Origin of the sequence: Pseudomonas salomonii (assembly GCF_900107155.1) — a bacterium.
GTDB lineage: Bacteria > Pseudomonadota > Gammaproteobacteria > Pseudomonadales > Pseudomonadaceae > Aquipseudomonas > Aquipseudomonas salomonii.
The window spans coordinates 299660-314736 of record NZ_FNOX01000008.1; the positions used below are offsets into that span (position 1 = coordinate 299660).

9 protein-coding genes are annotated in these 15077 nt (G+C 58.5%); 3 read left to right on the top strand and 6 right to left on the bottom strand.

Annotated elements, in window-relative coordinates; all coding sequences use genetic code 11:
- Positions 1–20 precede the first annotated feature (20 nt).
- From BLV67_RS19785 to BLV67_RS19795, 3 genes are all read right to left on the bottom strand, one after another.
- Complete coding sequence (locus tag BLV67_RS19785) at positions 21–962, bottom strand: sugar kinase (RefSeq protein WP_069788822.1); 942 nt, start codon at positions 960–962, stop codon at positions 21–23.
- The gene (locus BLV67_RS19790; RefSeq protein WP_069788823.1) at positions 955–1737 is read right to left on the bottom strand and encodes a sugar phosphate isomerase/epimerase family protein; all 783 of its coding nucleotides are present in this window, start codon (positions 1735–1737) and stop codon (positions 955–957) included. The genes BLV67_RS19785 and BLV67_RS19790 overlap by 8 nt, the downstream gene beginning before the upstream one ends.
- 85 nt (positions 1738–1822) lie before the next feature.
- Complete coding sequence (locus BLV67_RS19795) at positions 1823–2881, bottom strand: LacI family DNA-binding transcriptional regulator (RefSeq protein ID WP_069788824.1); 1059 nt, start codon at positions 2879–2881, stop codon at positions 1823–1825.
- Between the two features lie 248 nt (positions 2882–3129).
- On the opposite strand from BLV67_RS19795, the gene BLV67_RS19800 reads away from it, so the two are divergent.
- The 3 genes from BLV67_RS19800 to BLV67_RS19810 all read left to right on the top strand — a co-directional run bounded on the left by BLV67_RS19800 (position 3130) and on the right by BLV67_RS19810 (position 9782).
- On the top strand, positions 3130–5094 hold the full coding sequence (locus tag BLV67_RS19800; protein WP_069788825.1) for a hypothetical protein: 1965 nt from the start codon (positions 3130–3132) through the stop codon (positions 5092–5094).
- A 142-nt stretch (positions 5095–5236) separates the two neighbouring features.
- Entirely contained in the window at positions 5237–7285 is a 2049-nt protein-coding gene (locus tag BLV67_RS19805; RefSeq protein ID WP_069788826.1) for a hypothetical protein, read from the top strand.
- 241 nt (positions 7286–7526) lie between these two features.
- A complete protein-coding gene (locus tag BLV67_RS19810) occupies positions 7527–9782 on the top strand; it encodes an autotransporter outer membrane beta-barrel domain-containing protein (RefSeq protein WP_069788827.1) in 2256 nt (751 codons plus the stop codon).
- A 118-nt stretch (positions 9783–9900) separates the two neighbouring features.
- Here the strand turns inward: BLV67_RS19810 and BLV67_RS19815 are convergent, their stop codons facing one another.
- From BLV67_RS19815 to BLV67_RS19825, 3 genes are all read right to left on the bottom strand, one after another.
- The gene (locus tag BLV67_RS19815) at positions 9901–10542 is read right to left on the bottom strand and encodes a DUF1345 domain-containing protein (protein ID WP_065931684.1); all 642 of its coding nucleotides are present in this window, start codon (positions 10540–10542) and stop codon (positions 9901–9903) included.
- Positions 10543–10731: 189 nt separating this feature from the next.
- A complete protein-coding gene (locus BLV67_RS19820; RefSeq protein WP_069788828.1) occupies positions 10732–13830 on the bottom strand; it encodes an efflux RND transporter permease subunit in 3099 nt (1032 codons plus the stop codon).
- Positions 13831–13836: 6 nt separating this feature from the next.
- A complete protein-coding gene (locus tag BLV67_RS19825) occupies positions 13837–14991 on the bottom strand; it encodes an efflux RND transporter periplasmic adaptor subunit (protein ID WP_069788867.1) in 1155 nt (384 codons plus the stop codon).
- Positions 14992–15077 lie beyond the last annotated feature (86 nt).

Genomic DNA, 15077 nt, shown 5'->3' on the forward strand with positions numbered 1-15077 from the left:
TTGTGGCAACAGGGAGTGGGTCATGCAACAGATCGGCTGGGTAATTCAGAGCGGTTGGGCAAACCCTCCATATCACCCCGGCTTTGCACTGCGCGGCTGCCGATCCAGTTGCCGCGCTGTACCGCCTCAGGGAAGCTCAGGTTTTCGAGCAGGGCGCTGATCATGCCGACGGCAAAACCATCACCGGCGCCCACGGTATCCACCACGGTTTCCACCGGGACGGCGGCAATAAAACCCTGGTCCATGTGGGTGCGGTAGTAGGCGCCGTCCGCGCCCAGCTTGATCGCCACGGCTTCGGCGCCCTGGTCGAGGTAGAACGCGGCGATGTCGGCCGGGTCGTCAAAGCCGGTGAGCAAGCGGCCTTCGCCCAGGCCCGGCAAGACCCAGTCGGCGAGGGCGGCGAGGGCGTTGATTTCGCGCACCATCTGCGCTTGGCTGGCCCACAACGACGGGCGCAGGTTCGGGTCGAACGACACGCTGCGCCCGGCCTTGCGCATCTGCGTCATCAGTTCCACGGACAACTCGCCGGTGGCCTCGGACAAGGCGGGCGGGATGCCGGTGGCGTGCAGGTGGCGCGCTTGCAGCACGGCGGGGCTGATCGCGGCAATCGACAAATGGCTGGCTGCCGAGCCTTTACGGAAGTACTCCACCTGCGGGTCGGCGCCGGCTTCTTCGCGGGACTTGAATTGAAAGCCGGTCGGGTGCAGCGGGTCGATCGCCACATGCCGACAATCCAGGCCTTCTTTTTTCAGCGTGTCGGCCACAAAACGCCCCAGGGAATCGTCGCCGACACGGCTCAGCCACGTCACGTTGAAACCCAGGCGCGACAGGCCGATGGCAACATTGCTGTCGGCCCCGGCAATGCGCTTGTGAAACTGCGCCACCTGGGCCAGGTCGCCGGTCTGTTCGGCGACAAACATCGCCATGGTTTCACCAAACGAAAGGATATCGATCTCAGACATGGGCGTTCTCCGCACGGGGCTGGCCAAGGAGGGCGAGGGCGGTCACCTGCTGCGCGGTAACGGCAACCAGGTCGTCGCCTTGCAACGGGAATTCCACGGCCCGGGTAATGCCTTGAGTCATATGTTTGAGCAGTTGTTCCCACAGATGCAGGTCAGTGGCGCCGGGCGGCAAGGCCACCAGCTTGCCGTCCTGGCGCCGCGCCACGGCCTTGCAGTGCAGGTAGTCCACATGCCGGCCCAGCAGGCGTGCGGCAGTGAGCGCAGATTGGTCTTGCCACTGCCAGTTGCCGATGTCGAAGGTCATTTTCACCGGCAGGCCCAGGCGTTCCACCTCACTGAAGAAGCGCTGCATCGGCTCGATGCGCCCGCCGTGCAGGGTCTGGTCGTTCTCCACCAGCAGCTTGACCGGGTGGCGGTTGAGCAGGGCCTGCAGGCTTTGCAAGTCGTTGGTGTCGGTGAAATAACCGAGGGACACTTTAAGCCAGCGCGAGCCGAAGGCCTGGGCGCGGTCCAGGGTTGCACTCAGCTCGGCGTTGGGCTGGGCGCGCCCGGCCACCCACAGCTCCAGCGGTGAAGAGAACACCGATTCCAGGCCGTGTTCGGCAGCGGCTTGGGCGAGGGCGGCGGGTTGTTCGCTGGTCAACAGTTCTTCGCGCCACTCGATGCGCTGGGCGCCGGCGGCACTGAGCAGATCGACAAAACTCAATTGGCCAAGCGTACGTACCAGGTCGGCACCGTAGCTGGATAGGCTGATGGAAACGGGGTATTTATGCATTGTTATGTACCTCTGAAACCGGTTTCATTTTTACTCGCAAACAATGTGAAAGCTGGCTTGCCTGCGATAGCGGTGTGTCAGTCGGCTACGGCTTCGCCTGACAGACCGCCATCGCAGGCAAGCCAGCGCCCACAAGGGATTGGGTGGAGCCGCGAACGATCAGTTCGGGCAAAAAATCCAGGGTGCGCGGTGGCGCGTCATCGCCGCGCAAGCGTTTAAGCAGGCAGTCGAAGGCGCTGGCGCCAATCGCGTCGGTGGGTTGGGCGAGGGCGGTGATGCCGTTGCCCACCAGCGGGTACCAGTCGAGGTCATCCAGGGCAATCAGGCCGATGTCATCAAAGAGGTTGCAGCCCAGCGCTTTGAGCACGTGGGTGCAGGCCAGCGCAGCCACGCCATTGGCGCAGAACAACGCCTTGGGGCCGGGCTTGGTCAGGAAGCTGTGCAGGTGGTTTGCCAGGCTGTCATCGAGTTCGAGCACTGCGCCGGTCAACGCCGGCCGGGCCGCAATTTCCGCCGTGAAACTCGCTTGGCGCTCCACGCGTGAACTGGTGCCATCGGCCTTTTCGCTCACCAGCAGCAGGTCGCGATAACCCTGCTGTGCGAGGTGCTGCACGGCAACACGGACCGCCGCAGGGTTATCCAGGCCGACCATATCGCTGTGCAGCGGCTCGACCTTGCGGTCCACCAGCACCAGGGGCATTTCCCGCTGCAACTCCAGCAACTGGTCAAGGTGGTGGCCGAGGGTGTTCACAATCAGCCCTTCGATGTTGTACGAGCGCAATGCCGCCAGGTGCTGGCGCTCTTGCTCGTCATCGCGGTCGGTGTTGCACACCACCAGGCTGTAGCCATGCTGGCGGCAGGCGGTTTCGACGCCGTGCATCACGGCAATGGAGTAGGGGTTGCGGATATCGGCCACCAGCATGCCGATCAGGCGCGTGCGGCCGCGCTTCAAACCGCGGGCCATCTGGTTGGGGCGGTAACCGAGCTCGCTGATCGCCTGCTCGATGCGCAAGGCAATTGCGTCGGAGAGCAGCGCGCGGTCGTCACCGATAAAGCGCGACACGCTGGCTTTGGACACGCCGGCGCGTTCGGCAACGTCGAGCATGGTCACGCGGCTGCGCTGGGCGGCGGAAAAAGGAGTCACGGTGGCAGGCCTTTCTTATTGGAGGTAGTGATGCTCTGAAACCGGTTTCAGGAGAACTCATTCACGGAACAACGTCAAGTGTCATTCAGCGCAAAACAACGGCTCACGCGGTCGCGCATCCGACGGACGGCGGTGCGACCTGTTAAATCTGACAGTTACGAGAAGTTGTCGGCAGGTATTCAATCGAGGCTAAAGCAATCAGACAATAAACCAGTGGCTGGCGCAATGTTGATGTTCTGGAGAGCGATATGAGCACCCCCCCAACCAATAACAATGGTCAAATCAATAGAGCCACAACGTTGCCCATCGATGCAATGACAGCTGCTTTCGGAACGCCGACGTTACCCGCACTCAGGGTGGAGGGCAGGTTACCGAGTGGTGTCATTCCTACTGCCTTTTTATATCAACCGCTGAAAATTTTTTTGGATACACCTTGGGTACTGCTGCCTCAGTTAGGGGAGAGTGATTTTTTTGTACTGGTTTGGGAGGTCGAGGGGAGTGTGCCTTTCCCTCTTCCTGCCAGAGAGTTGGTGGGGCCTATAACCGCCAAAGACTTTCCGTTGGAACTCTCTATTCCTGCGTCTTACCTGCTTAATAATGCCCGTGTGCGTATTTACTACCGTATACATAACCTGTACGAAGATGCTCAGGTGTTCGAGTTTTCGCACCCGGTGGACATTATTATTGATCGCAGGCCGCCAGCAGAAAATGAGGTGCTTAAAGCGCCCTGGTTTGTGGATGACGACATCACTGAGTCTGATGCGACTGATAATGCAACCTTCGATGTTGTCGTGCCGGGGGATTATTCAGGTCGTGCTGCGCTTGACAAGATATACCTGTATCTCATGGGCACTAATGCATTTCCGGTCGGCCTGCCAATTTTAATAGAGACATTTGCTGCCACCACCGATGCTATGGTTCTGAAAGTACCGGCTGCTGAAATTCGTAAGTATGCGGGTACCTCACCACTGTATGCCTGTTATAAAGTCATGGACGAGGCAGGCAATATAACCCCGCAGTTTTCCTTGTTCGGAAGTACCAAGCTCTCTCTGGAGGCGTTGCCAGCCGATTTGCCTGTGCCCACGGTGCCCGCGTTTGATTTTGATCGCCTTATCAATCGGGAAGACGCGCGTAATATCGTATCGTTCGGTATCAGCACCTATACCCATTATCGGCAGGGGGATCTGTGTATCCCTGTATTGGCCGGGGTTGAGTACCCGGCAATACCCGTAATGTCATTGCCGTTTACCGGGACCTTAAGTTGGCAGCAGTTGATTGCCAATGGCGCCAATCTGCAGCGCAAGGACAATGTACCGTTCCGCTACTTTATTCGACGTGCTTCCAACCCGGGGAGTGGTGGGACGCCTTCTCCTCTGAAATTGATCAATATGGATTTCACGGTGTTCGGCCGCGATCATAATCAGGCGCCCGCGCTGTTGAATCTCCTGCTGGACAAGGTCAACATCTTTGGCGCTGAGTCTAATACGGCTAATCAGCTGGACAGTCGCGACAATAACCAGCCTTGCAGGGCTGAAGTGCTGCTCTCCGGCGACCCTCAAGTGGGTAACATGCTGTCGCTCTATGTGCAAGGACAGACAAATGTAGTAACGACCTATACCGTCAAGAAAGGGGACGTCGCCGGTACCAATATAATCTTTGATAATTTGATCCCCTGGTCGGTAATACAGTCTGTCGGTAATAAAACTGCGCTGTTTTACTATCTGTCCACAAATGGGGTCAACCAGCAACAATCAGCTGATCAACCGGTGGCGGTAAATATTACGCCGCCCACTGTCTTATCCAAACCCACTTATCCGCACGCAGATGATAGAGGGTTTATTACGTGCAGAACGGATCCGCCGATTTGGGAGGGGCTGACTATTCGGGTGATCCCCGGCAGTAAAGTATTGCCGGGGGATATACTGACACTGGCCTTTGTTGGGTATTTAATCCCCCTCAATCAACAGCCAATAAAGTCTACGGAACATACAATGACTCATCGATGGGACGCCACGCAAACGTTCCACGATTTTGTGATCACGGACTATAAGAACTATCTTCAGCCGTTGAAGGCTTTTGCCAGCGCGGGTGCCAAGTACAGTGTTATTCGAAACAGCGTACTAATAGGGGTGTCTGAAACCGGCTACGTGAGGGTGGATCGTAAACATTCGACCGGGTTTTACTGTACGCCGACAGGTAAAGGCGTGGATTGATTCGCCGAGGATGGCAGGCGCATATTTGCAATTGAAGGTAGGGTGGTCAAGCAATTAAAAGTGTTTCAATGCCAGGTAGTCAGTGGGTCGTGAGCGGTGGCTCTGCAGGTAAAGCATATCTGATGATAACGGAGAATATGAAATGACTATTAAAATCGTTCCAAGAATTCTTATAGGTCCTCCCAGCTCGAACTTAAGCGCGGCAGTGCTTGATCCATCAGTTGTCATAGATCCGGCACTGGGGCTTGTTTCAAAAGATGGAGCCAGTAAAAATTTAATCTTTACAATCACGTCGGGACCGATTTCGTTTGATGGGGACTGGTGCAGGATTTATAAACAACCTGTAAATAGTCCAACCCCCACTCAATGGACGCTGGTGGAAGACTACTTCCAGTTCACCATTGCGAATCCAGGCGATACCTTTACTTATGAAATGAAAGTTCGACCGGATACGGGCCTGCAGGAACATGGTGCGTGGCTTTTCTGTTTTGATTTAACAGAAAATTATCCGGCGAGCAATCCAGGCGACGTAGACGTTCCTGCTAACACGTCAGAAACTTCGCCGCCTACCAGGTTTGAGATCGACTTGATTCCTGCCTATTCCAATGGCAACACTGCCATTCGGCCACCGCCACTGGTCTATACGGGTACGCTCCCGGCGGGTCAGGCCTTTACGTTGGCCCATCTGACCCAGTTCGGATTCCCATTCAGCATTCCTGCCAACACTTACGCTTTTAAAAGCGGGCAGTGGGACCCGAATGATAAAGTCCGGATGTATCTCACTAAAGGCGACATCGTCATTCCTGCGGAAGAGGTGGGGGGGATAATTCCACCGCGGCTCATGCTGCAAGCCGGCAATACCGGCGTACTGACCGAGAGTGACTTGAATAAAAGCGGTAGTGACTGGCGGCTTATCTATCAAATCGAGGACCGGGCAGGCAATCTCAGTGAGCCTTCATTGCCCTCCCTGCCTTTCACAATAGTGCTGGCGCCTGCGCCAGCGAATTTGCAGCCGATTATAATTGATCAGGCTCCAGACTTGGCTGACGACCTGATCAATCTTGCAGACCTCGCCGTAGGCCCAACCGGTAAAATCCCGGTTTTTGGGAACTACAACAGTGCGAGCAAGTACCGGTTTCGGGTGACATGGGGCGGTCAGCCTGTGAGCCAGTGGTTTGATGTTGTCGCGTTTCCGATAACCTTGGATCGGCTCTTCCTGAACCCGCTGTGTACGGCTGACTATGGTAATGCAAAGGGTCCCAAAACCACCGTGGTGGGCTATGAAATCGAACAAGACGGAGACATTGTACCCGGCCCGACCACCACGATCAGAGTGGATCTGAGTTACTCTGGACCGACTACCACAACGCCGGGTAGTGAAAATGGCCGATTGCTTGTTGCAAGTTTTATGGGTGAAGTCTCGAAGGAGTTGAATATACTCAGGGAGGTAGACGCTAACCAGGACGTGACCATTACCGTTGTGACATGGACCGGCCTTGAAACGCCGACCAGAGGTATGTGGTTGGTTCCTCAGCTGGCCGATGGAACGTTTCTGGCACCTGCTCAAGAATTGGATGACACTCAGGTAGCCGGAACTCCGGTCAGTTGGAAGCTCCCCTGGTCTTACTTCGCCGCATTGGGGAACGGCCCGCATAAGATTAGATATGTTGTTTCGCCTACGCCAACGCCAACAGCGGCCACTAACCTGAACCCTGCACCCTACACCGACATTAATCTGATAGACGCCGTGGTTACTGCCTTGCCAGCACCTCAATTTGGGGGCGCTCGAGGCATGGGGGCGTCCCTTTCGGTTAACTGCGATGCGCTGACCAGGATGCCGGTGACGACGCCAAAAATCTTTGAGCTACGGGTTTTCGTAGCCGGGAATCCGAAAATGGTGGTGGGTGAACGGCTGACTTTGGACCTGCGGATTACGAGGCCCATCGCAGCACCTCTGGCTTATGACCAAACGCAGTCCCCTAGCGTCCCTATTACGGATGCGGTCAAGGCCAGTGGGCACACTTTCATATTCGATTTCGCTTTCGTTGGGAACGCACAGGCAGGGCGCGCTTATGCGCGTGCTTTTACCAAGCTAAACGACGGTACGCTGGGGGTCGGCACGGCGACGGCCATTATGCGTACTGGGCTGTCGGCCTCGCGGTGTGATCTCTCGCCACTCGTTAGCCCGTAACAGGCGTTAGTCAGGCGGTGACAGCATCCCCCCTCTCTTTACCTGAGAGAGGGGGAACTCCCTCACACCACTCCATCCCATAGATCACCCATTACTCAGGTTTCTTACCAGGGTTCTACAGACTAATCCTACATAAGCGGGAGCGTTTAATTCTTACTCTACGCGCTGCACAGGTAAGGCCGCATTTTGTCTGCAGTAGGCCAAACCGCTTTTGTAAGTTTCATCATGAGAGTGATTGAGCATGTCGGCACTGAATACGTTTGACCTCAAGCCATTGAGTGTGAAGATGAAAGTTCCCACCCTTACATTCTGCTTCTTCGTAGCAGTACAGGGCCAAGCACAGGCGATTCAGCTGGATAACGGTGCCCAACGTACTATCGGCCCTAATACGGCCGCTACGGATTGGCAACTGTCGGACGGGTCCACGCTGACGATGAACAGCGCGAGAGCCACCGGCATCGACCTGTCAGCTTCTACATTAAACATGAACAGGGGCAGCCAGTCGGGTGCAGTGCGTGCTTCTGGCCGTTCTACCGTCAATATCAATGATTCGCACGTGACGTCGAGCGACCCTGTTCTGGGCGCCGTGCGGCTTGAAAACAGTAAAGCTTTTATTACTAACAGTACGGTCACCAACTCCGCCGGCATGGGGTTGCAGGCGGTCAGCAACGCAGGTGCAGCCTCACTGGCACAAATCGCCAGCAGTTCTATCAGTGGGGCTTCTGGCGGTGCGCTAGCCACCAGTGGCAGTGAGCTTCACTTCACCCAAAATTCAGTCGTGCAGGGTACGGGAGCCGCAGCCTTTGGCCTCGCTTTGGTCGGTGCAACGGCAACCGCCAACCAGAGTGCGATCATCGGCAACGGTCATGGTGTCTTGTTTACTCGCGGTCGCTCCGATACAACCGATGGCAAACTGGTGTTGGACCAATCTGTGGTTGAGGGACGCACGGGTTCGGCCCTCTCGGTCAGGGGCACGCCAGGTCAGGTGCCAGTGGTGTCGATCGACGTACTCAACGGTTCCACGCTCAAAGGCGGCAATGGCAATCTGCTGTCGGTGTCGGGTGGTGCCACCGCGACAATGAATGTGGATAACAGCCGGAACCTGGTCGGTAATGTGGTCGGCGACGCCACCAGCACTGTGCATTTGAACCTGCAAAACAACGCAGAGTTGAAGGGCCAGCTGCAAGGTGTCGACACGGTAAAGGTGGGCAGCAACTCCAATTTGTTCATCACCGGCGACAGCCAGGCACGCTCACTGACGATGGACCGTGGTACGGTGACCCTCGGCGCACCGGGCGAGTTCTATCGGTTGAAATTGGACTCGCTGTCCGGCGAGGGCCGGTTTGTCGGGAGCGTCAATTTTGATGAGGGCAAGGCGAGTTTTATCGACGTCGCCAATCAGGCCTCGGGCAACCACACGCTGGCGCTCTCCGCCAGCGGCAGCGAACTGGTCAAAACCCAGGTTGTGCACACCGGCGGCGGTGACGCGGTGTTCTCCCTTGAGGGCGGCCCGGTCGACATGGGTGCCTATGCCTACAACCTGAAACAGGAAGGTAATGACTGGTTTCTGGACACGCAAACCCGTGTAGTCAGCCGCAGTGCCCGCGTGGTGACGGCATTGTTCAACACCCCGGTGACCATCATGACCGCCGAAGAGGGTTCGTTGCGTGCTCGTATGGGTGAGTTGCGCTACTCCCCGAACAGTACCGGTCTCTGGATCCGTGGTTTCGGCAGCAAATATGATGTGTCCCAGAGTTCGGGCACCGGCTACTCGCAGAGCCTGCAGGGTTTTTCCATCGGTGCTGACATGCCGCTGGCCGACACCCAATGGAAGGTGGGGGTATTCGGCGGCAACAGTAATTCTGACGTGAACCCGGCTCGCGGCGCTGCCGGTACCGTCAAGAGCTACTTCCTGGGTACTTATGCCACCTGGGTGGACGAAGAGAGCGGTTTCTATTTTGATGCCGTGGCCAAAGCCAACCGGTTCCAGAACCAGGCCAAGGCAACACTCAGTGATAACACGTCCACCAAGGGTGGCTACAACAACGTAGGCGGTGGTATATCGGCTGAGTTCGGCCGTCATATCAAGCTGGGTGACAGCTCCTTTATTGAACCTTACGGCCGACTGTCGACCATTGTGGTCCAAGGTGGCACGTACAGCCTGAAAAACGGCTTGCAAGTGGACGGTGAACGTACCCGCTCAAGGACCGCCGAGGCCGGCGCGACCGTTGGCCATGAGTTCCAACTCGATGATGGCACACTGATCAAGCCTTACCTGCGTGCGGCAATGGTCCACGAGTTTTCCGACAACAATAAGGTCACGGTCAACAACCAGACCTTCAACAATGATTTGTCGGGTTCGCGCGCCAAGTACGGTGCCGGTTTGGCCGTTTCGTTTACCCAGGACCTGCAGGCACATGTCGACGTGGAGACCAGCACCAGTGACAAAATCAAGCAAAAAGCCGCGGTTAACGTTGGCCTGCGTTATGCGTTCTAAATAAACAGGCAACGCTAAAAAGCCCTGATCGAAAGATCAGGGTTTTTTTTGATGAACGCAAAAGCGTTTTTCAATCGCCTTCCCGGTTAGATCAGGATTGGCGCCGCAGCATTTGGGTTCAACTGAACAGTCCGGCAGCAATATTGATCGAGAAACCCAGAATCGCCGTATTGAACAGAAATCCAATCAATGACTGGCCCAAAACGACTTTGCGCATTGCACGTGTTGCAACCCCTACATCCGCCGTTTGCACTGCTACGCCAATGGTGAACGAGAAATACAGGAAGTCCCAGTAATTGGGGTTACGCAACCCTTCGGCAAAACGCAACGCCGGCTCGTCGCCCTCCCAGGTGTAGAACAGACGGGCGTAATGCACGCTGAAAATCACCCCGGTCAGCAACCATGAGCCAATCACCGTCATGCCGGTAAAACCGTAGTGCAGCAGGCGCGCCGTGCTGTCCAGGTCTTTGCTGCCCACAAGGTTCACCGTGATGGTCGCAAGGCTGGCTATCGCGGCAATGCACACCATGAACAGTACCAGCCCGGCGTTTTCATCCTCGATCTCGGCGATGCGTTTTACGTCATCGGCGTGTGAACGGCTGGTGAGCCACAGCATGAGCGCCAGGTAGGTCCAGACCCCGGCGTTCCAGCCAATCAGGATTTTGCTGATCAGCGTATCGGCCGGCGCCAGAATGCCCACGGCAAGGCCAAGGACGGCGGCGGATGAGAGGCGAGGGTGGGTGCGGGCGAGGAAGGCCATAGGTGCTCACAACAGGAGGGAGGTTGTGAGCACCATAGCTTATTCAGGCGGACTTGATCATGAACAGCACGATGCCTCCTGTGGGAACGGGCTTGCCCGCGATTGCGGTGTGCCAGTCAAAACATCTGATCTTGATACACTGCTATCGCGGGCAAGCCCGCTCCCACATTTTGACCGAGTTCTGTCGGGTTAATCAGGCTTGCTGCGCCTGCGCACCAGCTTCATCACCACCACAAAAAACACCGGCACAAACACCACCGCCAGCGTCGCAGTGATCATCCCGCCGATCACGCCTGTACCAATCGCCTGCTGGCTGGCCGAGCTGGCACCGGTGGCAATCGCCAGTGGCACCACGCCGAGAATAAACGCCAGTGAGGTCATGATGATCGGCCGCAACCTCAGCCGCGCGGCCTTCAGGGTGGCGTCGATCAAGTCTTCACCTTGGTCTACCAGGTCCTTGGCAAACTCGATAATCAGAATCGCATTCTTCGCCGACAAACCGATGATGGTGATCAGGCCGACCTTGAAGAACACGTCATTGGGCATGCCACGCAAGCCCACCGCCAATACGGCGCCAAGCACACCCAGCGGCACCACCAGCAACACCGAGGTGGGTATCGACCAGCTTTCGTACAGTGCCGCCAGGCACAGGAACACGATCAGCAACGACAGGCCCAACAGCAACGGCGCCTGGGAGCCGGACAAGCGTTCCTGCAACGACAACCCGGTCCATTCCTGGCCCAGGCCGGCCGGCAGTTGGCTGACCAGGCGCTGGATTTCTTCCATGGCCTCACCGGTGCTGTGCCCCGGCGCCGCTTCGCCGCTGATGGAAATTGCCGGGTAGCCGTTATAACGCGTCAGCTGCGCCGGGCCTTGGGTCCAGCTGGCTTCAACGAATGATGACAAGGGCACCATCTTGCCGGCGTTATTGCGCACGTTGATCTTCATCAGGTCCGCCACCTGGCTGCGCTGGTCGCCTTCGGCCTGCACCACCACCCGCTGCATGCGGCCCTGGTTGGGGAAGTCGTTGACATAGGCCGAGCCGATGGCCGAGGACAGTACATTACCCACATCGGCAAACGACACGCCCAGGGCGTTGGCTTGCTTGCGATCCACCTGCAACTGCACTTGCGGTGCTTCGGCCAGGGCACTTTCGCGCACGTTGGCCAGGATCGGGCTTTTTTCCGCGGCCGCCAATAACTCGGTGCGCGCCTGCATCAGCGCGGCATGGCCGACGCCGCCACGGTCCTGCAAGCGGAACTCGAAGCCGCTGGAAGTGCCCAGGCCGTCCACCGGCGGCGGCAGGATCGCGTAGGCAATCGCATCCTTAAGCTCGCTGAACGCTTCGTTGGCACGTTCGGCAATTGCCGAGGCCGAATCTTCGCTGCTGCGCTGCGACCAATCCTTGAGCGTGGTAAAGGCCAGCGCCGCGTTCTGCCCGGAACCGGAGAAACTGAAACCCATAATCATGGTGGTATCGCCCACCCCGGGTTCGCCGGCATTGTGCGCCTCAATCTGCTCGGCCACCTGCACCGTGCGGTTCTTGCTCGCGCCCGGTGGCAGCTGGATATCGGTAATGGTGTAACCCTGGTCTTCCACCGGCAGGAACGAGGAGGGCAGGCGACTGAACATCCACCCCAGGCCCACCAGCAGCACCAGATAGATCAGCAGGTAGCGGCCGCTGCGCTTGAGGGCATAAGCCACCCAGCCTTCATAGCGGTCGGTGAGGCGCTCAAAACGCGTGTTGAACCAGCCGAAAAAACCACCCTTGGCATGGTGCTCGCCCTTGGCAATCGGCTTGAGCAAGGTGGCGCACAGTGCCGGCGTCAAGGTCAGGGCCAGGAACGCCGAGAACAGGATCGAAGTGGCCATCGACAGCGAGAACTGCTGGTAGATCACACCCACCGACCCCGGCATGAACGCCATCGGCAGAAACACCGCCACCAGCACCAACGTGATACCGACGATGGCGCCGGTGATCTGGCCCATGGCTTTTTTCGTCGCGTCCTTGGGCGACAGGCCCTCGGTGGCCATGATGCGCTCGACGTTTTCGACCACCACAATCGCATCGTCCACCAGGATGCCGATCGCCAGCACCATGCCGAACATGGTCAGCACGTTGATCGAGAAACCCAGCAACAGCATGGTGGCGAAAGTGCCCATCAGTGCAATCGGCACCACCAGCGTGGGGATCAGGGTGTAGCGTACGTTCTGCAGGAACAGGAACATCACCGCAAACACCAGCGCCATCGCCTCCAGCAAGGTGTAGACCACCTTGGTGATCGAGACTTTGACGAACGGCGACGTGTCGTAAGGGATCTTGTACTCCACGTTGGCCGGGAAGTAGCGCGACAGCTCGTCCATTTTCGCCCGCACCAGGGTCGCGGTGTTCAGCGCGTTGGCGCCGGGCGACAGTTGCACACTGACGGCGGTCGACGGCTTGCCGTTCAGGCGCGTGGAGAACTGGTATTCCTGGCTGCCGACTTCCACCCGCGCCACATCGCCGATGCGCACGGTGGAGCCGTCGGGGTTGGCCTTGAGCACGATGTCGGCAAATTCCGCCGGGGTCGACAACTGGCCCTTGACCAGGATTGCGGCGGTGATTTCCTGGGTCTTGGTGCCCGGCAAATCCCCAATGCTGCCCGCCGAGACCTGGGCGTTCTGCGCGCTGATCGCGGCGTTCACGTCAGCCGGCGTCAGGTTGAAGCCGATCAGCTTCTGCGGGTCGATCCAGATGCGCATGGCGCGTTCGGCGCCGTACAACTGGGCCTTGCCCACGCCGTCCAGGCGCTTGAGTTCGTTCATCACGTTACGCGCCAGGTAATCGCTGAGCGCTACGTCGTCGAGCTTGCCGTCATTGGAGGTCAGGGTCACCAGCAGCAGGAAGCCGGCGGAGACTTTCTCCACCTGCAAACCTTGCTGGGTCACGGCTTGCGGCAAGCGCGGCTCCACCGCTTTCAGGCGGTTTTGCACATCCACCTGGGCCATTTCCGGGTTGGTGCCCGGCTGGAAGGTTGCGGTAATGGTGGCCGAACCCAGGCTGCTTTGGGATTCGAAGTACAGCAGGTGATCGGCGCCGTTAAGCTCCTGCTCGATCAGGCTGACCACGCTTTCATCCAGGGTCTGGGCCGACGCGCCTGGGTACACCGCGTAGATCTCCACCTTCGGCGGCGCGACGTTGGGGTACTGGGCCACCGGCAACTGCGGGATGGCGAGCGCGCCGGCCAGCAGGATAAACAGGGCCACCACCCAGGCGAAAATCGGGCGGTCAATAAAGAACTGCGGCATGGCGGGTTATTCCTTGACTGGCTGGCCGGAGGCGGGGCTGTCGTCCACCTCGACTTTTTCACCGGGGCGCGCGTGTTGCAGGCCTTCGACGACGATGCGGTCACCGGGCTTGAGGCCGCTGCTGACGATCCAGCGGTCCTCAATCACCGCACCCAGTTCCACCGGCTGCTGGCTGACGATTTGCTCGGCGTCCAACAGCAGCACCATCGGGATGCCGGCGCTGTCACGGGTGATGGCGCGTTGCGGCACGCTGATACCTTGCTTGTCCACGGCCTGTTCGAGGCGCACACGCACAAAGCTGCCCGGTAACAGGTCAAGGTCCGGGTTGGGGAACTCGCTGCGCAGGATGATCTGCCCGGTGCCCGGGTCGACGCTGATTTCGGCAAACAACAGCTTGCCCGGCAACGGGTACAGGCTGCCGTCGTCCTGGATCAGCGTGGCCTTGGCCTGGTCCTGGCCGACCTGCTTCAAGCTGCCGGCGCGAAAGGCGCGGCGCAGGTCATTGAGTTCGCGGGTCGACTGGGTGAGGTCGGCGTGGATCGGGTCCAGTTGCTGGATAATTGCCAGCGGCGTGGCCTCGTTCTGGCCGACCAGTGCACCTTCGGTCACCAGCGCACGCCCGATACGCCCGGAAATCGGCGCGGTGACGGTGGCGTAGCCCAGGTTCAACCGGGCACGTTCGACCGCGGCCTTGTTGGCAGCGACTTCGGCGTTGGTCTGGCGCAGGTTGGCGCGGGCATTGTCGTAGTCCTGGCCGCTGATGGCGTTGCCTTCGACCAACTGGCTGTAACGCTGCTCTTGCAGACGGGCCTGGAACGCGTTGGCCTCGGCCTTGCTCAGGTTGGCCTGGGCGCTGTCCAGGTCGGCCTTGAACGGCGCGGGGTCGATGCGAAACAGCACATCACCCTGTTTGACGTCGTGGCCTTCCTTGAACACCCGCTGCATGACCACGCCGGCGACCCGTGCGCGCACTTCGGCAATGCGCGGCGCGGCGATACGCCCGCTCAATTCGCTGGTGATCGACAGGGGCTTGGCTTGCAGGGTTTCGATGCGCACTTTGGCCAGTGGCGTCTCTGGCGCTTCATCGGCCGACTGGCCACAGCCGCTCAGGGCCAGCGTCAGGGCCAGCAGGCAAAACGGCGCAAACAGATTCTTCGACATGCTCATATCCCAATATTGACTGGCGCATCCTAAAGACACCTGCGCCTTGGTGCTGTGAAGCTGTGTAGGCCGTGTGTGAAGAAGTG

What these genes read in the sequence shown, in the direction of transcription:
- BLV67_RS19790 (WP_069788823.1), bottom strand. Translation starts at nt 1,737, where the DNA reads ATGCATAAATACCCCGTTTCCATCAGCCTATCCAGCTACGGTGCCGAC.
- BLV67_RS19820 (WP_069788828.1), bottom strand. Translation starts at nt 13,830, where the DNA reads ATGCCGCAGTTCTTTATTGACCGCCCGATTTTCGCCTGGGTGGTGGCC.
- BLV67_RS19800 (WP_069788825.1), top strand. Translation starts at nt 3,130, where the DNA reads ATGAGCACCCCCCCAACCAATAACAATGGTCAAATCAATAGAGCCACA.
- BLV67_RS19805 (WP_069788826.1), top strand. Translation starts at nt 5,237, where the DNA reads ATGACTATTAAAATCGTTCCAAGAATTCTTATAGGTCCTCCCAGCTCG.
- BLV67_RS19785 (WP_069788822.1), bottom strand. Translation starts at nt 962, where the DNA reads ATGTCTGAGATCGATATCCTTTCGTTTGGTGAAACCATGGCGATGTTT.
- BLV67_RS19825 (WP_069788867.1), bottom strand. Translation starts at nt 14,991, where the DNA reads ATGTCGAAGAATCTGTTTGCGCCGTTTTGCCTGCTGGCCCTGACGCTG.
- BLV67_RS19815 (WP_065931684.1), bottom strand. Translation starts at nt 10,542, where the DNA reads ATGGCCTTCCTCGCCCGCACCCACCCTCGCCTCTCATCCGCCGCCGTC.
- BLV67_RS19810 (WP_069788827.1), top strand. Translation starts at nt 7,527, where the DNA reads ATGTCGGCACTGAATACGTTTGACCTCAAGCCATTGAGTGTGAAGATG.